This is a genomic window from Roseateles hydrophilus (genome assembly GCF_026712245.1).
GTDB lineage: Bacteria > Pseudomonadota > Gammaproteobacteria > Burkholderiales > Burkholderiaceae_C > Pelomonas > Pelomonas hydrophilus.
In genome coordinates this window covers 1,618,895-1,637,425 of record NZ_JAPPUY010000001.1, presented here as the reverse complement: position 1 = coordinate 1,637,425, position 18,531 = coordinate 1,618,895, and the positions used below count along the sequence as shown (strand labels likewise).

Below are 18,531 nucleotides of genomic sequence, written 5' to 3'. Positions count from 1 at the left end.
TCCTGCCATGTGCGGCATCGTCGGCACCCTCGCGGCCTCTCCCGTCAACCAGCTGCTCTACGACGCGCTGCTGCTGCTGCAGCACCGTGGACAGGATGCGGCCGGCATCGTCACCATGCAGGGCCACAAGTGCTTCATGCACAAGGCGCGTGGCATGGTGCGGGACGTGTTCCGCACCCGCAACATGCGCGCGCTGCCGGGCAACATCGGCCTGGGCCAGGTGCGCTACCCCACGGCCGGCAACGCCTACAGCGAGGAAGAGGCCCAGCCCTTCTACGTCAACGCGCCGTTCGGCATCGTGCTGGTGCACAACGGCAACCTGACCAACGCCCATGCGCTGAAGGACGAGCTGTTCGACATCGACCGCCGCCACATCAACACCGAGAGCGACACCGAGGTGCTGATCAACGTGCTGGCGCACGAATTGGAGCTGGCTGCGCGCGACCTGCCGCTGACGCCCAAGGAAATCTTCAACGCCGTGCGCGCCGTGCAGAAGCGCATCAAGGGCAGCTACGGCGTCATCGCGCTGATCGCCGGCCAGGGCTTGCTGGCTTTCCGCGACCCGTTCGGCATCCGTCCGCTGTGCTTCGGCCGCGGCGCCAACGGCGACTTCATGGTCGCCAGCGAGAGCGTGGCGCTGGAGGGCACGGGCCACCAGCTGGAGCGCGACCTGGCCCCCGGCGAGGCGCTGTTCATCGACCTCACCGGCAAGCTGCACACCGAGCAGTGCAACGACGCACCGTCGCTGAACCCGTGCATGTTCGAGTTCGTCTACCTGGCACGGCCCGACTCGGTGATGGACGGCATTTCGGTCTACCAGGCACGGCTCAACATGGGCGAGACGCTGGCGCAGCGCGTCATCTCCACGATGCCGCCCAACGAGATCGACGTCGTCATCCCCATCCCGGAGAGCAGCCGCCCGTCGGCTATGCAGCTGGCGCACCGCATCGGCAAGCCCTACCGCGAAGGCTTCGTGAAGAACCGCTACGTCGGCCGCACCTTCATCATGCCGGGGCAGGGCGCGCGCAAGAAGAGCGTGCGGCAGAAGCTCAACGCCATCGGCGTCGAGTTCAAGGGCCGCAACGTGCTGCTGGTGGATGACTCCATCGTGCGCGGCACCACCTCCAAGGAGATCGTGCAGATGGCCCGCGACGCCGGTGCCCGCAAGGTCTACCTGGCCTCTGCCGCGCCGCCGGTGCGCTTCCCCAACGTCTACGGCATCGACATGCCGACGCAGGAGGAACTCATCGCCCATGGCCGAAGCGTCGAGGAGATCCGTGAATACATCGGCGCCGACGCGCTGATCTACCAGGATGTGGACGCGATGAAGCGCGTCGTCGCCGCACTGCGCCCCGGTCTGGCCGGGTTTGAAGCCAGTTGCTTCGACGGTCGCTATGTCACCGGCGATGTGAGCCTGGCTGACTTTGCCGCCATCCGCGAGCAGCGCACCTCGCAGGGCGACGAGGAAGACGCCGCCGCTCGCAGCCGCCTCGCGCTGCAGAGCGGCAGCGAAGGCTGAGCACGCCCCTGAATCCATTGAGTTCCGAATGAGTTCCTTCGACAAGATCCGCACCCGCATCGCGCCGTCGCCGACCGGCTTTCTTCATCTGGGTACCGCCCGCACGGCGCTGTACTCCTGGGCCTATGCCCGCCACCACGGCGGCGAGTTCGTGCTTCGCATCGAAGACACCGACGTTGCCCGTTCCACCCAGGATTCGGTTGACCAGATCATCGCCGCGATGAACTGGCTGGGCCTGAGCTACGACGAGGGCCCGATCTATCAGATGCAGCGTCTGGACCGCTACCAGGCCGTCATCGACCAGCTCATCGCGCAAGGCAAGGCTTACCGTTGCTACGCGACGCCCGAGGAGCTGACCGAGATGCGCGAAGCCCAGAAGGTCCGCGGTGAGAAGACGCTGTACGACCGCCGCTGGCGCCCTGAACCCGGCAAGGTGCTGCCGACGCCGCCGGAGGGCGTGAAGCCGGTCGTCCGCTTCGCCAACCCGGTCGAGGGCGATGTGACCTGGGACGACGTCGTCAAAGGCCCGATCACCATCAACAACCGCGAGATCGATGACCTCATCATCGCCCGCACCGATGGCGTGCCGACCTACAACTTCGCCGTCGTCGTCGACGACTGGGACATGCGCATCAGCCATGTCTTCCGCGGCGACGAGCACGTCAACAACACGCCCTGGCAGATCAACATCTTCAACGCGCTGGGCGCGCCGCTGCCGTCCTTCGGCCACCTGCCCATCATCCTGGGCGATGACGGCTTGAAGCTGTCCAAGCGTCGTGGTGCGGTCAGCGTGATGGACTACGCGGCCAACGGCTATCTGCCCGAGGGCATGCTGAACTACCTGGCACGCCTCGGCTGGAGCCACGGCGATGACGAGCTTTTTTCGGCTGAGCAGATGGTCAGCTGGTTCGATGGCACGCACCTGTCCAAGAGCCCGGCCCAATGGGACCCGGCCAAGCTGGACTGGGTGAACGGCCACTACGTGAAGCAGATCGACGAAGGTCGGTTGGCGGCCCTGGTCGTCGAGCAACTGGCTGCCAAAGGCATTGCCGCCACGGCGGCGCAGGTACAGCCCAAGGTCGGTCTGTTCAAGGATCGGTGCGCAACGGTGGCCGCGCTCTCCGACTGGCTCTCGATGTACTTTGCGCCCGTCGCGCCGTCGGCGGACGAGGTGGCCATGCATGTGACAGAGGCGGTTCGTCCGGCGATCACCGCGCTGTCGTCGCGCCTGGGTGCTGTGACCGAGTGGAACAAGGTCAACATCCAGCAGGCATTGAAGGAAACGCTGTCGGCGGCCGGCTTGAAGATGCCGCAACTGGCGGTGCCGGTGCGTGTCCTGGTCTGCGGGCGTGCGCAGACACCGAGCTTGGATGCGGTGCTCGAACACTTCGATCAGAAAAAAGTTCTCGAACGCTTGCAATCCCTCTGAAATTCGTCATATACTCTTGGTCTCGCTTGAACAGCGCTGTTAACAACAAGTCGGCAACGACGACGTTGGAAACAACGGGGGTATAGCTCAGCTGGGAGAGCGCTTGCATGGCATGCAAGAGGTCAGCGGTTCGATCCCGCTTACCTCCACCAAACGAGCTTGCTCACGAGGTGGCGCGCAGTTCAAGTCATGAAGGATTCGTCCCCTTCGTCTAGAGGCCTAGGACACCACCCTTTCACGGTGATTACAGGGGTTCGAATCCCCTAGGGGACGCCAAGTTTGATGGAGCTTGGGTATTGTCGAAAGACGGTGCCAAATTCATCCCACGCGGAGTGGTAGTTCAGTTGGTTAGAATACCGGCCTGTCACGCCGGGGGTCGCGGGTTCGAGCCCCGTCCACTCCGCCAAGGTTTCTATCGGGTTCGCCCGATCAGCAAGCGGCCAGTTTTGGCCGCTTGTGTTTGAGTCACGCTCCACGGGGGTATAGCTCAGCTGGGAGAGCGCTTGCATGGCATGCAAGAGGTCAGCGGTTCGATCCCGCTTACCTCCACCAAGTCATTTTTGGCTGGTAGCGTGATTTGAATTGAAAGGTTTACGTCCCCTTCGTCTAGAGGCCTAGGACACCACCCTTTCACGGTGATTACAGGGGTTCGAATCCCCTAGGGGACGCCAAATTTAGTCGAAAGACAGAATTTGAATCTCTTGCCGAAAGGCAAGGGCGAGCCTGATGAAGCTTGGATATTGTGGAAAGACAATATCAAATTCATCCCACGCGGAGTGGTAGTTCAGTTGGTTAGAATACCGGCCTGTCACGCCGGGGGTCGCGGGTTCGAGCCCCGTCCACTCCGCCAAAAAATCTAATGCGCCGAAACCAGCATGGTTTCGGCGCATTTTCTTTTTCTGCGTTGAATCAGGACATGCCGCGAGTGGGTGCCGGTGCGGTGCCTGGGTCTTCGCCGCCACCGCCGCCGCCCTGCACTTGGTTGTTGCCAGGGCTTGTGCGTTGCTCGGGTTGTGCTGGGCGTGCGGGTTCATTGGCCGCGCGCTTGCCGCTCACCACCAGTCGAGCGAGTTTGACGACTTCACTGGCTTCGGCCGGCATCCCGCCGGCTAGCAAGCCCAGCGAGACGCTGAGCGCAATCCATCCCTTGCTTGATCGCATTTCCAACTCCGACCTCGCGATTGCGAGGCGTGAACAGCAGTGTTCAACAGGCGTCGCAGCCATTCCAGTCGGATGCGACGAATTGCGTATTTCTGCGCCTGAACTGCATCCATGTGCTTGGAGTAGTTCGGGCAGAAAGCAAAACGGGCCCTGGTGGGCCCGATCAAGCTCTTGGCGGAGAGGGCGGGATTCGAACCCGCGGTGGGCTATTAACCCACACACGCTTTCCAGGCGTGCGACTTAAACCGCTCATCCACCTCTCCTGCAAGCCCGCCATGATAACCCATTCTGGCGGCTTTGCGTGCATGTCGTGATGCGCGCGCGGCGTCGCGGGCTTGCGGGCCGAGATTCGGTGGGCGTTGCGCCGTCGTCTTGACGGTGTTGCCTTGTGGAGGTGGGATTGTTGTAGAGGCAGCTGTTGAGCGTCCGCCCATCGTCGATACACGTCGCGGCCCTACACTTCGCCGCTTCGATTTTTTGATGCCCGCCCACTGGAGCGCCGCGATGATCCGTTTCCACTTCCCCATCGTCATCATTGACGAGGACTACCGTTCAGAGAACACCTCAGGCCTGGGCATTCGCGCGCTGGCCGAGGCCATCCAGAAAGAGGGCATGGAGGTGCTGGGGGTGACGAGCTACGGCGATCTGTCGCAGTTCGCCCAGCAGCAAAGCCGCGCGTCGGCGTTCATCCTGTCCATCGACGACGAAGAGTTCACGCCCGGCCCGGATCTGGACCCGGCTGTGCTGAACCTGCGCAAGTTCATCGGCGAAATCCGCTTCCGCAATCCGGACATTCCGATCTACGTCTACGGCGAAACGCGCACCAGCCAGCACTTGCCCAACGATGTGCTGCGCGAACTGCACGGCTTCATCCACATGTTCGAGGACACCCCGGAGTTCGTGGCCCGCCACATCATCCGCGAGGCCAAGAGCTACCTCGATGGGCTGGCGCCGCCGTTCTTCAAGGCGTTGATGGACTACGCGGCCGACGGCTCGTACTCATGGCACTGCCCGGGCCACTCCGGCGGCGTGGCCTTCCTGAAGAGCCCTGTGGGCCAGATGTTCCACCAGTTCTTCGGCGAGAACATGCTGCGCGCCGACGTCTGCAACGCCGTGGAAGAGCTGGGTCAGTTGCTGGATCACACCGGTCCGGTGGCCGCCTCCGAGAAGAACGCCGCGCGCATCTTCAACGCCGACCATTGCTTCTTCGTCACCAACGGCACGTCCACTTCCAACAAGATGGTGTGGCACCACACCGTGGCGCCGGGCGACGTGGTGGTGATCGACCGCAACTGCCACAAGAGCAACCTGCACGCCATCATCATGTGCGGCGCGATCCCGGTGTTCTTGACGCCCACGCGCAACCACTACGGCATCATCGGCCCCATCCCGGAGAACGAGTTCAGCCCCGAGGCCATCCGCGCCAAGATCGCCGCGAACCCGCTGCTGGCCCACGTGGACCCGGACACGGTGAAGCCGTCCATCGTGACGCTGACGCAGAGCACCTACGACGGCGTGCTCTACAACACCGAAACCATCAAGAAGAAGCTCGACGGCTACATCCCGACGCTGCACTTCGACGAGGCCTGGCTGCCGCACGCGGCGTTCCACGACTTCTATGGCCAGTTCCATGCGATGGGCAAGAACCGCCCGCGCCCCAAGGAGGCCATGGTCTACGCGACGCAGTCCACGCACAAGCTGCTTGCTGGCATCTCGCAGGCCTCGCAGGTGCTGGTGCAGGACTCGCAGTCGGTGAAGCTGGACAAGCACCTCTTCAACGAGGCGTACCTGATGCACACGTCCACGTCGCCGCAGTACTCGATCATCGCGAGCTGCGACGTGGCCGCCGCCATGATGGAGCCCCCGGGTGGCACCGCGCTGGTGGAGGAGAGCATCAAGGAGTCGCTCGACTTCCGCCGCGCCATGCGCAAGGTGGAGGGCGACTACGGCGACGACTGGTGGTTCAAGGTCTGGGGGCCGGACTATCTGCGTTCGGAAGAGGGCAGTGAGCCGGTGTCGAGCGACTGGATGTTGCACGCCAACGAGGACTGGCATGGCTTCGGCGACATGGCCGAGGGCTTCAACATGCTGGACCCGATCAAGTCCACCATCATCACGCCCGGGCTGGACATGGAGGGCCGCTTCGCCGCCACCGGCATCCCGGCCTCCGTCGTCACGAAGTTCCTGGTGGAGCACGGCGTCGTCGTTGAGAAGACCGGGCTTTACTCGTTCTTCATCATGTTCACCATCGGCATCACCAAGGGCCGCTGGAACACGCTGCTGACGGCGCTGCAGCAGTTCAAGGACGACTACGACAAGAACGCGCCGCTGTGGCGCATCCTGCCGGAGTTCTGCGCCAAGTACCCGAAGTACGAGCGCATGGGCTTGCGCGACCTCTGCCAGAGCATCCACCAGGCCTATGCCGAGGGCGACATTGCGCGGCTGACGACGGACATGTATCTGTCCAACCTGCAGCCCGCCATGACGCCGACCGATGCGTATGCACACATCGCGCAGCGCAAGACGGAGCGTGTGACCATCGACGACCTCGAGGGGCGGATCACGACCTCGCTGCTCACGCCTTATCCGCCCGGCATCCCCCTGCTGATCCCGGGTGAGCGCTTCAACAAGAAGATCGTGGACTACCTGAAGTTCACGCGCAGCTTCAACGCCCGCTTCCCCGGCTTTGCTACAGATGTGCATGGCCTGGTTCACGAGGTGGATGAGGAAACCGGCCGCGGCCACTACTACGTGGACTGCGTGAAGCAGTGATGCAGCAGGCGAGGGTGGGGCGGATGCGAACCTGCGCGCAAGCCCGCTTGTCGCCATGAAAAAAGGGCCCCGATGGGGCCCTTTGCTTTGGGTGCCTTGAGCCTGTGTTCGTCACTCGCCGCCGGCCAGTGCCACATGGCTGAAGCCGCCGTCCACGTACATGATCTCGGCGCTGACGCCGCCGGCCAGGTCGGACAGCAGGAACGCCGCGGCGTTGCCCACATCTTCAATGGTCACGTTGCGGCGGATCGGCGCGGCGGATGCAAACTGGTTCAGCAGCTTGCCGAAGTCCTTGATGCCCGATGCGGCCAGCGTCTTGATGGGGCCGGCCGAAATGCCGTTCACGCGCACGCCCTTGGCGCCTAGGTCGTACGCGAGGTAGCGAACGCTGGCTTCCAGCGCGGCCTTGGCCAGGCCCATGGTGTTGTAGTTGGGCACGAAGCGCTCGGCGCCGAGGTAGCTCAGCGTCAGTAGCGAAGCGCCGGCACGCAGGCGCGGGGCGGCCAGCTTGGCCATGGCCGGGAAGCTGTAGGCGGAGATGTCGTGCGCGATGCGAAAGTTCTCGCGCGTCATGCCGTCCAGGAAGTTGCCTGCAATCGCGTCACGCGGCGCGAAGCCGATGGAATGCACGAAGCCGTCGAACTCAGGCCAGACCTCGCCCAGTTGCGAGAACAGGGCCTCCATCTGCTCGTCGCTGGTCACATCGCAGTCGTAGACCAGCTTGGAGCCGAATTCGGCGGCGAATTCGGTGATGCGGTCCTTGAAGCGCTCGCCCTGGTAGCTGAACGCCAGCTCGGCGCCTTCGCGGTGGCAGGCGCGCGCAATGCCGTAGGCGATGGAACGATTGGACAGCACGCCCGTGATCAGCAGCCGCTTGCCGGCGAGAAAGCCCATTCTGGTCTCCTGTGAGGTCTCAAACAGCCCTCGATTCTGGCATGCGCCGATGCGGCGGCTTGCCGGCATGGAGCTTGCACAGTACAATCCGAGCTTCACTGGAAATAACAAACCGCCTCGGACGATATCCCCCGGGGCTGGATCTGGTGAAAGAGGTGGGCGGATTCATCCAGCCCATTTTTTTTGCTTTTCGTTTTTCTTCGCTTCGGATCAGGGCTGCATTTCACGCATGAGTTGGCAAACCGCTGTTGAGACCACCGTCGCCGGCCTCGGCTACGAACTCGTGGACTGCGAACGCAGTGCCGGCGGCTTGCTGCGCGTGACGATCGACAAGCTGGCCGCCCAGGCGGATGCCGGTGAGCTGATCACGGTGGACGATTGCGAGAAGGTGACCCGCCAGTTGCAGTACGTGCTGGAGGTCGAGGCGTTCGATTACAGCCGGCTCGAGGTGTCCTCGCCGGGCTTGGACCGGCCGCTGCGCAATGCCGGGCATTACGCACGTTTTGCGGGTCAGGAAATCGACATCACGCTCAAGGCCCCTTTCCAGGGGCGCAAGAAGTACCGCGGCATCGTGAGTGCTCAGCCCGCTGCTCAGAGCGACCAGGCCTGGCGCTTGGTGTTTGATGTCGACGGTGCCGAGCACGCGCTTGACTTCACGCTCGATGAGGTGCGTGAGGCGCGTCTGGTGCCGATGTTCAGTTTCAAGGGGCGCGGCGGCGAGCCGGCGCCTGACAGAAAGCCCGGCCAGCGGGGCGTCATCAAGCCGAAGAAAGTACCGGCGAAGAAACAAGCGGGCGAGCCCACCGAGGCGGCGCCCGGCCAAGACAAGGTTGACGGAGGTCTCAAGCAATGAACCGCGAAATGTTGATGCTGGTGGATGCGATCTCGCGCGAAAAGAGCGTGGAGCGCGATGTCGTGTTCGGTGCGGTGGAAGCCGCGCTGGCCTCGGCCACCAAGAAGATTTACGGCGGTGAAGCCGACATCCGCGTGAGCGTGGATCGCGATTCGGGCGAGTACGAGACCTTCCGCCGCTGGCATGTCGTGCCCAACGAGGCCGGCCTGCAGAACCCGGACGCTGAGATCCTGCTGTTCGAAGCGCAGGAGCAGATCGCCGACATCGAGGTGGACGACCACATCGAGGAGCCTGTCGAGTCCGTGCCCATCGGCCGCATCGGCGCGCAGGCCGCCAAGCAGGTCATCCTGCAGAAGATCCGCGACGCGGAGCGCGAGCAGCTGCTGAACGACTTCATGTCGCGTGGCGAGAAGATCTTCGTCGGCACCGTCAAGCGTCTGGACAAGGGCGACATCATTGTCGAGAGCGGCCGCGTGGAGGGCCGACTCAAGCGCAGCGAGATGATCTCGAAAGAGAACCTGCGCACCGGTGACCGCGTGCGTGCCGTCATCCTGGGCGTGGACCCGACGCAGCGTGGCCCGCAGATCATGCTGTCGCGCTCGGCGCCCGAGTTCATGAAGGAACTCTTCGCCCAGGAAGTGCCGGAGATCGAGCAAGGCCTGCTGGAGATCAAGAGCTGCGCCCGCGACAGCGGCAGCCGCGCCAAGATCGCCGTCGTCAGCCATGACCGCCGTGTCGACCCCATCGGTACCTGCGTCGGCGTGCGCGGTTCGCGCGTCAACGGCGTCACGACCGAGCTGGCCGGTGAGCGCGTGGACATCGTGCTGTGGAGCGAGGACCCGGCCCAGTTCGTCATCGGTGCCCTGGCCCCGGCCAATGTGCAGTCCATCGTGGTCGATGAAGAGCGTCACGCGATGGACGTGGTCGTGGACGAGGAGAACCTCGCCATCGCCATCGGCCGCGGTGGTCAGAACGTGCGCCTGGCGTCTGAGCTGACGGGCTGGCGCATCAACATCATGTCCGCCGAGGAATCTGCCGCCAAGCAGGAGCAGGAGACCGAAAGCATCCGTGCGCTGTTCGTCGAGAAGCTCGACGTGGACGCGGAAGTCGCCGACATCCTGATCGCCGAAGGCTTCACCAGCCTGGAAGAAGTGGCCTACGTGCCCATGCAGGAAATGCTGGAGATCGAGGCCTTCGACGAAGACACCGTCACCGAGCTGCGCACCCGTGCCAAGGACGCGCTGCTGACGATGGAAATCGCCAAGGAAGAAAAGGTCGAGGAAGTCTCCCAGGACCTGCGCGACCTGGAAGGCGTGTCGCCCGAGTTGCTGGCCAAGTTGGCCGCTGGCGACATCAACACCCGCGACGACCTGGCCGACCTAGCCGTGGACGAGTTGGTCGACCTGTCCGGCATGGACGAGGCCGCTGCGCGCGCGCTGATCATGAAGGCCCGTGAACACTGGTTCAACGCCTGATCAACGACCTACCGCGCCGCACCGAAAGTAATTTGAAGGATCCCCACATGGCCGTGACTACCGTCGCCCAATTCGCTGCCGAGCTGAGCAAGCCGGCGAGCACGCTGCTGGAGCAGCTGCAAGCCGCGGGCGTCAAGAAGTCTTCCGTCGATGACTCGCTGAGCGAGTCCGACAAGGAACGCCTGCTCGACCACCTCCGCAACGCCCACGGCACCGCAGGTGCCGAGCGCAAGAAGATCACGCTGGTCAAGAAGTCGACCACCGAGATCAAGCAGGCCGATGCCTCCGGCAAGGCCCGCACCATCCAGGTCCAGGTCAAGAAGACGCGTACCTTCGTCAAGCGTGACGACGAGGCCACGGCGGGGCCGGACGATGCCGAGCTGCTGCGCCGCGAAGAAGAGGCCCAGGCCCAGGCAGCCGCGCTGCGTGCCCAGGAAGAGGAACTGGCAGCCAAGGTGAAGGCGCGTGAGGAGGCTGAGCGCGCTGCGCGCGAGGCCGCCGAAGCGCGCCGTGCTGCTGAACAAGCAGCTGCCGAGGCTGCTGCTGCGAAGGCTGCCGAGGAAGCTGCGGCGGCTGCGGCAGCTGCCGCTGCAGCCGCTGCGGCCAAGCCGGCCGGCAAGTCTGCCGACGAGCAGGCCGAGGCCCGCCAGCGCAGCGCTGCTGCGGCAGCTGCGGAGGCCGCTGCCATCAACCGAGCGGCCGCTGCCAAGCGCGCACCCAAGGCCGCGCCGGCGCCAGAGCCTGTCGTGGCTGCTGCACCGCCGGCTCCCGAGGCGGTGGCCGCACCGGTGGCGCCAGCCCCGGCTCCGGAAGTCGTCAAGCCCGCGCTGCGTGTGGTGAAGGCTGTCGACGCCGCTGCCGAAGAAAAGCAGAAGCAAGACGATCTCGCCCGCCGCCGCAAGGCCGCTGAGGAAGAGGCCGCCAAGATCCGCGCGATGATGAACGCGCCCAAGAAGGTGCTCATCGCGAAGAAGCCCGAGGAGCCCAAGCCTGCCGAAGGCGCTGGCATCAAGGGCACCATCCACAAGAAGGCAGGCGCTCCGGCACCGGCGACGGCGGCTCCCAGCGCAGGCGCTGGCAAGCCGGGCGACAAGAAGTCGGTCAAGTCCGAGAAGCTGTCGTCCAGCTGGGCAGACGATGCCGCCAAGAAGCGCGGCCTCAAGACCATCGGCGCCGGCCCCGCTGGCGCCGGCCGCCCGGGTGGCGGTGGCAACTGGCGCGCTCCGGCGCGCGGTGGCCGCGGTGGCCGCGGTGGCCGTGAGGACGGTCAGTCCAGCTTCACGCCGCCGGTTGAACAGCAGACCATTGAGGTCCATGTGCCGGAGACCATCTCGGTCGCCGACCTGGCCCACAAGATGTCCGTCAAGGCGGCCGAGGTCATCAAGCAGCTGATGAAGCTGGGCCAGATGGTCACCATCAACCAGCAGCTGGATCAGGAAACGGCCATGATCCTCGTCGAGGAAATGGGCCACAAGGCGTTTGCTGCCAAGCTGGACGATCCGGACGCCTTCCTGGAAGAAGAGGGCAGTGCTGCCGAGCAGCAGCACGAAGCGCTGCCGCGTGCGCCAGTCGTTACCGTCATGGGTCACGTCGACCACGGCAAGACCTCGCTGCTGGACTACATCCGCCGCAGCCGTGTGGCCGCGGGCGAAGCCGGCGGCATCACGCAGCACATCGGTGCGTACCACGTGGAAACCCCGCGCGGCATGATCACCTTCCTGGACACCCCGGGTCACGCGGCCTTCACGGCCATGCGGGCTCGTGGCGCCAAGGCGACCGACATCGTCATCCTGGTCTGTGCGGCCGATGACGGCGTCATGCCCCAGACCAAGGAAGCCATCCACCACGCGAAGGCCGCTGGCGTGCCCATCGTGGTGGCCATGACCAAGATCGACAAGCCCGATGCCAACGCCGAGCGCGTGAAGAGCGAGCTGGTGGCCGAGGAAGTGGTGCCCGAAGAGTTCGGCGGTGATTCGCCGTTCGTGGGCGTGTCGTCCAAGACCGGCCAGGGCATCGACGACCTGCTGGAGCAGGTGCTGCTGCAGGCCGAAGTGCTGGAACTGAAGGCGCCGGTGGAATCCATGGCCAAGGGCCTGGTCATCGAAGCCAAGCTGGACAAGGGCCGCGGCCCGGTGGCCACGGTGCTGGTGCAGAGCGGCACGCTCAAGCGCGGCGACGTCGTGCTGGCCGGTTCCACCTATGGCCGCGTGCGCGCCATGCTGGACGAGGACGGCAAGGCCACCACCGAGGCGGGCCCGTCCATCCCGGTGGAAATCCAGGGTCTGACGGAAGTGCCGCAGGCCGGCGACGAGTTCATGGTGCTGTCCGACGAGCGCCGCGCCCGCGAGGTCGCGACCTTCCGTCAGGGCAAGTACCGCGACGTCAAGCTGGCCAAGCAGCAGGCCGCCAAGCTCGAGAACATGTTCAACGAGATGGGCGAGGGCCAGGCCCAGGTGCTGCCCCTCATCGTCAAGGCCGACGTGCAGGGTTCGCAGGAAGCGCTGGCCGCCTCGCTGCTCAAGCTCAGCAACGCCGAGGTCAAGGTGCAGATCGTCCACGCGGCGGTCGGTGGCATCAGCGAGTCCGACGTCAACCTGGCCATCGCGTCCAAGGCGGTCATCATCGGCTTCAACGTGCGGGCCGATGCAGGTGCGCGCAAGCTGGCCGAAGGCAACGCCGTGGACCTGCGCTACTACAGCATCATCTACGACGCCGTGGACGATGTGACGAAGGCGATGTCCGGCATGCTGGCGCCCGAGCAGCGTGAAGAGGCGCTGGGCACGGCCGAGATCCGCGTCGTGTTCGTCGCGTCCAAGATCGGCACGGTGGCCGGCTCCATGGTCACCAGTGGCCTGGTGCGTCGCAACGCGCGCTTCCGCCTGCTGCGCGACAACACGGTCATCTACACCGGTGAGGTCGAGTCGGTTCGCCGCGAGAAGGACGACGTGCGCGAGGTCAAGGAAGGCTTCGAGTGCGGTATCAAGCTCAAGAACTACAACGACATCAAGGAAGGTGATCAGCTGGAGTTCTTCGAGATCAAGGAAGTGGCCCGCACCCTCTGATCCTCCGTACTGAGGGTGAACCCCGCCCCTCGGGGCGGGGTTCGTTCTTTCAGGAGACCGCACCATGAGACACAAACGCGCCATCCCCAACCGAGCTTTTCGCGTCGCCGACCAGATCCAGCGCGATCTGGCCGAGCTTGTCCGCGAGCTCAAGGACCCGCGCATCGGCATGGCGACCATCAGCGCCGTCGAGGTGACGCCCGACTACGCCCACGCCAAGGTGTTCTTCTCGGTGCTGATCGGCGACCCGAAGGAGACGCAGGAGGCGCTCAACGAGGCCGCCGGTTTCCTGCGCAACGGCCTGTTCAAGCGCTTGCAGATCCACACCGTGCCGACGCTGCACTTCCAGTTCGACCGCACCACCGAGCGTGCGGCCGAGATGAGTGCGCTGATCAGCAAGGCCAACGCGACGCGCGCGGCCGATGACGGCGAGGAAACGAATGACTGAGCCGGGCGTCAACGCCGAGCCCACCGCAGCGGCGCGCCCGCCCCGGGTGCGCGTGCAGCGCCGCCCGCTGCATGGCGTGTTGTTGCTCGACAAGCCGCTGGGCCTGTCGAGCAACGACGCGCTGCAGAAGGCCAAGTGGCTGCTGCGTGCCGAGAAGGCTGGGCACACCGGCACACTGGACCCGCTGGCCACCGGCCTGCTGCCGTTGTGCTTTGGCGGCGCCACCAAGTTCAGCCAGCTCAGCCTGGACGCCGACAAGCGCTACCTCGCCACGCTGGCGCTGGGCGTGCGCACGACCACCGGCGATGCTGAAGGCGAGGTGCTGGAGCGGCAGGACGCCGATCACATCACCCGCGATCAAGTCGAGGCGGCCAGCCGCGCCTTCGTCGGCGAGATCGATCAGATGCCGCCGATGTATTCGGCGCTCAAGCACGAGGGCAAGGCGCTGTACGAGTACGCGCGCCAGGGCATCGAGATCGAACGCAAGAGTCGTCGCGTGACGATTCATGCCATCGACATCGTTGCGATGCACCCTGGCACTGTGACGCTCGACGTTCGCTGCACCAAAGGCACCTACATCCGCACGCTGGCCGAAGACATCGGCGCGGCGCTGGGCGTGGGCGCGTCGCTGGCGGCGCTGCGCCGCACCGGCTCCGGCGGCCTGACGCTCGCGGGCGCCGTGACGCTGGCCCAGATCGAGGCGCTGCCCGACGAGCAACGCGCCGGCCTGCTGACCTCGCCCGACTGCCTGCTGGCCGACGCGCCCGAGCTGCGCCTGGACATGCCTGACGCCGTGCGTTTTCTGTCCGGCCTGCGCCGCCGCGTCGAGGCGCCGGACGCCGAACGCGTGCGCGTCTACGGCCCTGAGCCGCGCGCCTTCCTGGGCAGCGCCCACATCACTGCTGGCGAGCTGATCGCCGACCGCCTGTTGACCCCGCCGGAGGTCCAGGCTTTGCTGGAGAGGCCCGTCGGGGCTTCCGCCTGATCCGGTTTACTTAGAAGCATCACCATGACCACCCCGATCCGCAACATCGCCATCATTGCCCACGTTGACCATGGCAAGACCACCATGGTGGACCAGCTCCTGCGTCAGAGCGGCACCTTCGCCGACCACGAGAAGGTCGTCGACACCGTCATGGACAGCAACGCCATCGAGCGCGAGCGCGGCATCACCATCCTGGCCAAGAACTGCGCGGTCAGCTGGGGCGGCACGCACATCAACATCGTCGACACCCCCGGACACGCGGACTTCGGCGGTGAAGTCGAGCGTGCCCTGTCCATGGTGGACGGCGTGGTGCTGCTGATCGACGCCCAGGAAGGCCCGATGCCGCAGACCCGCTTCGTCACGAAGAAGGCACTGGCCCTGGGCCTGAAGCCCATCGTCGTGGTGAACAAGGTGGACAAGCCGGGCGCCAAGTGCGATGCCGTCATCAATGCAGCCTTCGACCTGTTCGCCAACCTCGGCGCCACCGACGAGCAGCTGGACTTCCCGGTCGTCTACGCCTCCGGCATCAACGGCTGGACCTCGCTGACCGAAGGCGCGCCTGGCGAGCAGTGGGGCCCCGACATGTCGGCCCTGTTCGACACCGTGCTGAAGCACGTGCCCGCCCAGTCGGGTGACGCGTCCGCCCCGTTGCAACTGCAGATCTCGGCGCTGGACTTCTCCACCTTCGTCGGCCGCATCGGCGTCGGCCGCATCAGCCAGGGCACCATCAAGCCCGGCATGCAGGTCACCGTGATGGAAGGCCCCGGCGGCAAGGCCGTCAACGGCCGCATCAACCAGGTGCTGACCTTCCACGGCCTGGACCGCGTGCAGGTCACCGAAGCCGGCCCGGGCAACATCGTGCTGATCAACGGCATCGAGGAGATCGGCATCGGCGTGACCGTGACCGACCCGGCCAACCCCACGCCGCTGCCCATGCTGAAGGTGGACGAGCCGACGCTGACGATGAACTTCTGCGTGAACACCAGCCCGCTGGCTGGCCGCGAAGGCAAGTACGTCACCAGCCGCCAGATCTGGGACCGCCTGCAGAAGGAGCTGCAGCACAACGTGGCGCTGCGCGTGTCCGAGACCGACGAAGACGGCATCTTCGAAGTCTGCGGCCGCGGTGAACTGCACCTGACCATCCTGCTGGAAAACATGCGCCGCGAAGGCTACGAGCTGGCCGTGTCCAAGCCGCGCGTGATGTTCAAGGACATCGACGGCGTGAAGAGCGAGCCGATGGAAATGGTCACGGCTGACGTCGAGGAAACCCACCAGGGCGGCGTCATGCAGGCTCTGGGCCTGCGCAAGGGCGAGATGATCAACATGGAGCCGGACGGCAACGGCCGCGTGCGCCTGGAGTACCGCATCCCCGCGCGTGGCCTGATCGGCTTCGCCAACGAGTTCATGAACCTGACGCGCGGCTCGGGCCTGATCTCGTCGATCTTCGACGGCTACGAAGCCCACAAGGGCGACATCGGCGGCCGCAAGAACGGCGTGCTCATCTCGATGGACGACGGCGAGATCTTCACCTATGCGCTGGGCAAGCTGGACGACCGTGGCCGCATGTTCGTGAAGCCCAACGATCCGGTCTACGAAGGCATGATCGTCGGCATCCACAACCGCGACAACGACCTCGTCGTCAACGCCACGCGCACCAAGCAGCTGACCAACTTCCGCGTGTCCGGCAAGGAAGACGCGATCAAGATCACGCCGCCCATCGACCTGACGCTGGAGTACGGCGTGGACTTCATCGATGACGACGAGCTGGTGGAAATCACGCCGAAGTCGGTGCGCCTGCGCAAGCGCCACCTGTCCGAGAACGAGCGCAAGCGCGCTGCACGCGGCGGTTGATCGTCCCCGTCGGTCCCCCGCATGGCGGGGGCCGCCTCCAAGCTGTCTCCGCGCCCCTTTTCAGGGGCGCTTGTTCATGAGTCACCGGTCTGCCGTCCTGTTGATGCTGCTGGTCACGCTGATGTGGAGTTCGGCGGGCGTTGTCACGCGGCTTCTGGAGGCCGCGCGGGGCTTCGAGATCACGTTCTGGCGCAGCGCCTTCAACGCGCTGGCGCTGCTGCTCATCCTGGGCGTGATGCGCGGCCGGGCGCTGCTGCCTGCGCTGCGGGGTGTGGCGGTGTGGGTGTCGGGCCTGTGCTGGGCCGTCATGTTCACGGCCTTCATGGTGGCGCTGTCGCTGACCACCGTCGCCAACGTGCTGGTGACCATGTCGCTGGGGCCGCTGCTCACCGCGCTGTTTGCGCGCGTCTTCCTGCGCCAACACATCCCGGCGCGTACCTGGGCGGCCATCGTCGTGGCGGGCATCGGCATCGCCTGGATGTTCGGCCACCAGGCCGGCGCCGGAGGCAGCCTCGTGGGCGTGCTGGTGGCGCTGGGCGTGCCACTGGCGGCCGCGGCCAACTGGTGCCTGCTGCAGAAGGTGGGCCAGCGCGGCAGTGGTACCGACATGCTGCCGGCTGTCCTCATCGGCGCCCTCGTGTCCATGGCCGCCACGCTGCCGCTGGCCTGGCCGCTGCAGGCCGGCGCACACGACCTGGGCCTGCTCGCCTTCCTCGGTGTTTTCCAACTCGCCATTCCCTGCCTGCTGGCCGTGCGCCTGGCGCGCGCGCTGCCCGGCCACGAGATCGCACTGCTGGGCCTGGCCGAGACGCTGCTGGGCGTGCTGTGGGCCTGGGCCTTCGCGGGCGAACACCCTGGCCGCGCAGCGCTGATCGGCGGTAGCCTCGTGGTGCTGGCGCTGATCGCCAACGAACTGCTGGCGCCGTCTTCCGAATCCTCTGTCACCAAGACCGCATGAACGACCTCATCCCGCCCCTCGTGTCCGATGGCCAGATCCTGGCCGAGGTCAATGGCTGCCTGGGCCTGATCACGCTCAACCGGCCGCAGGCGCTCAATGCGCTGTCGCTGGGCATGGTGCGCGACATGACGGCGCTGCTCACGCACTGGGCGTCCCGCCCCGAGATCCAGGCCGTCGCCGTGCTGGGCGCCGGCCGCGAGGGCAAGCCGCCGGCCTTCTGCGCCGGGGGCGACATCCGCTTCCTGCACCAGGCTGCGCTCGCCGGTGACGCGGCGCTGGACGCCTTCTTCACCGAGGAATACCGGCTCAATCACCTGATCCACACCTACGCCAAGCCCTACATCGCGCTGATGGACGGCATCGTGATGGGCGGCGGCATGGGCATCAGCCAGGGCGCGCGGCTGCGCGTGCTGTCCGAGGCCTCGCGGCTGGCCATGCCCGAGACCGGCATCGGCCTGTTCCCCGACGTCGGCGGCGGCTGGTTCCTGGCGCAGTGCCCGGGCCATGTCGGCGAATGGCTGGCACTGACGGGTGAGTCCATCACCGCTGGCGATGCCATCGAGTGGGGCTTGGGCGACGTCTTCGTGCGCACCGAGCACTGGCCGGCCCTGGTGGACGACCTTCGCCGCGGCGACCAGCCCAGCGCCGAGCACGTGGTGGCCACCATCATGGAGCGGGTCGAGCTCGCCCCCGAGCCGCGCGCCGCCGCGCCGGGCATCGACGCGCATTTCGGCCAGCCCAGCGTGGCCGCCATCCTCGCCTCGCTGGCCCAGGCCGATGATGACTGGGCCCGCCGCACGCACGACACGCTGCTCAAGCGCTCGCCGCTGATGATGGCCGTCACGTTGGAACTGGTGCGCCGCGGCCGCACCCTGAGCCTGGCCGAGGACCTGCGCCTGGAGCGCGACCTCGTGCACCACTGCTTCCACCTGCGCGGCGCCGCACGCAGCGAGACGGTGGAAGGCATCCGCGCGCTGGCGGTCGACAAGGACCACAGCCCGCGCTGGCAGCCTGCCGATGTGGCCGACGTCGATGCGGCCGAGGTGGCGGCGTTCTTTGCCAGCCCTTGGGCGGTTGGCGAGCATCCGCTGAGCGACCTGTTGTGACGTCGAGCCCGGCGTCCG

12 protein-coding genes and 7 tRNA genes are annotated in these 18,531 nt (G+C 65.8%); 17 read left to right on the top strand and 2 right to left on the bottom strand.

Translation table 11 applies throughout. The features are described 5' to 3' along the window. Positions 1–7: 7 nt before the first annotated feature. From purF to NYO99_RS07155, 8 genes are all read left to right on the top strand, one after another. Positions 8–1,519 carry an amidophosphoribosyltransferase gene (purF, locus tag NYO99_RS07190; RefSeq protein ID WP_268166417.1) on the top strand — a complete coding sequence of 504 codons (1,512 nt, stop codon included), beginning with the start codon at positions 8–10 and terminating at the stop codon, positions 1,517–1,519. Positions 1,520–1,547: 28 nt separating this feature from the next. Next, a complete protein-coding gene (gene gltX / locus NYO99_RS07185; RefSeq protein WP_268166415.1) occupies positions 1,548–2,948 on the top strand; it encodes a glutamate--tRNA ligase in 1,401 nt (466 codons plus the stop codon). 76 nt (positions 2,949–3,024) lie between these two features. Continuing rightward, positions 3,025–3,100: transfer RNA gene (locus NYO99_RS07180), tRNA-Ala, on the top strand. Positions 3,101–3,148: 48 nt separating this feature from the next. Then, positions 3,149–3,224: transfer RNA gene (locus NYO99_RS07175), tRNA-Glu, on the top strand. 53 nt (positions 3,225–3,277) lie between these two features. Continuing rightward, a tRNA-Asp gene (locus NYO99_RS07170) sits at positions 3,278–3,354 on the top strand. 70 nt (positions 3,355–3,424) lie between these two features. Further along, positions 3,425–3,500: transfer RNA gene (locus NYO99_RS07165), tRNA-Ala, on the top strand. Between the two features lie 43 nt (positions 3,501–3,543). Next, a tRNA-Glu gene (locus tag NYO99_RS07160) sits at positions 3,544–3,619 on the top strand. Positions 3,620–3,721: 102 nt separating this feature from the next. After that, a tRNA-Asp gene (locus NYO99_RS07155) sits at positions 3,722–3,798 on the top strand. A 483-nt stretch (positions 3,799–4,281) separates the two neighbouring features. On the opposite strand, the gene NYO99_RS07150 is transcribed toward NYO99_RS07155, so the two are convergent. Continuing rightward, positions 4,282–4,372, bottom strand: a tRNA-Ser gene (locus NYO99_RS07150). A 241-nt stretch (positions 4,373–4,613) separates the two neighbouring features. Between NYO99_RS07150 and NYO99_RS07145 the strand changes: the two genes are divergently transcribed. Beyond that, positions 4,614–6,881, top strand: coding sequence for an arginine/lysine/ornithine decarboxylase (locus NYO99_RS07145; RefSeq protein ID WP_268166414.1), 2,268 nt, complete (start codon positions 4,614–4,616; stop codon positions 6,879–6,881). 111 nt (positions 6,882–6,992) lie between these two features. Here the strand turns inward: NYO99_RS07145 and fabI are convergent, their stop codons facing one another. After that, the gene (gene fabI, locus NYO99_RS07140) at positions 6,993–7,775 is read right to left on the bottom strand and encodes an enoyl-ACP reductase FabI (RefSeq protein ID WP_268166413.1); all 783 of its coding nucleotides are present in this window, start codon (positions 7,773–7,775) and stop codon (positions 6,993–6,995) included. 229 nt (positions 7,776–8,004) lie between these two features. Here fabI and rimP point away from each other — a divergent pair, with 229 nt between their 5' ends. The 8 genes from rimP to NYO99_RS07100 all read left to right on the top strand — a co-directional run bounded on the left by rimP (position 8,005) and on the right by NYO99_RS07100 (position 18,513). Further along, complete coding sequence (rimP, locus tag NYO99_RS07135; RefSeq protein WP_268166412.1) at positions 8,005–8,628, top strand: ribosome maturation factor RimP; 624 nt, start codon at positions 8,005–8,007, stop codon at positions 8,626–8,628. Further along, positions 8,625–10,103 carry a transcription termination factor NusA gene (gene nusA / locus NYO99_RS07130; protein ID WP_268166410.1) on the top strand — a complete coding sequence of 493 codons (1,479 nt, stop codon included), beginning with the start codon at positions 8,625–8,627 and terminating at the stop codon, positions 10,101–10,103. The genes rimP and nusA overlap by 4 nt, the downstream gene beginning before the upstream one ends. Before the next feature lie 47 nt (positions 10,104–10,150). Beyond that, positions 10,151–13,165: a translation initiation factor IF-2 gene (infB, locus tag NYO99_RS07125; protein ID WP_268166409.1), complete on the top strand. Its 3,015-nt coding sequence runs from the start codon at positions 10,151–10,153 to the stop codon at positions 13,163–13,165. A 64-nt stretch (positions 13,166–13,229) separates the two neighbouring features. Continuing rightward, on the top strand, positions 13,230–13,613 hold the full coding sequence (gene rbfA / locus NYO99_RS07120; protein WP_268166408.1) for a 30S ribosome-binding factor RbfA: 384 nt from the start codon (positions 13,230–13,232) through the stop codon (positions 13,611–13,613). After that, positions 13,606–14,598: a tRNA pseudouridine(55) synthase TruB gene (gene truB, locus NYO99_RS07115; protein ID WP_268166407.1), complete on the top strand. Its 993-nt coding sequence runs from the start codon at positions 13,606–13,608 to the stop codon at positions 14,596–14,598. Before rbfA ends, truB begins: the two co-directional genes overlap by 8 nt. 24 nt (positions 14,599–14,622) lie before the next feature. Beyond that, positions 14,623–16,449: a translational GTPase TypA gene (gene typA, locus NYO99_RS07110; RefSeq protein ID WP_268166406.1), complete on the top strand. Its 1,827-nt coding sequence runs from the start codon at positions 14,623–14,625 to the stop codon at positions 16,447–16,449. Between the two features lie 76 nt (positions 16,450–16,525). Next, a complete protein-coding gene (locus NYO99_RS07105) occupies positions 16,526–17,407 on the top strand; it encodes a DMT family transporter (RefSeq protein ID WP_268166405.1) in 882 nt (293 codons plus the stop codon). Next, positions 17,404–18,513, top strand: a complete 1,110-nt coding sequence (locus NYO99_RS07100) for an enoyl-CoA hydratase/isomerase family protein (protein WP_268166403.1) — start codon at positions 17,404–17,406, stop codon at positions 18,511–18,513. Before NYO99_RS07105 ends, NYO99_RS07100 begins: the two co-directional genes overlap by 4 nt. Positions 18,514–18,531: the final 18 nt, after the last annotated feature.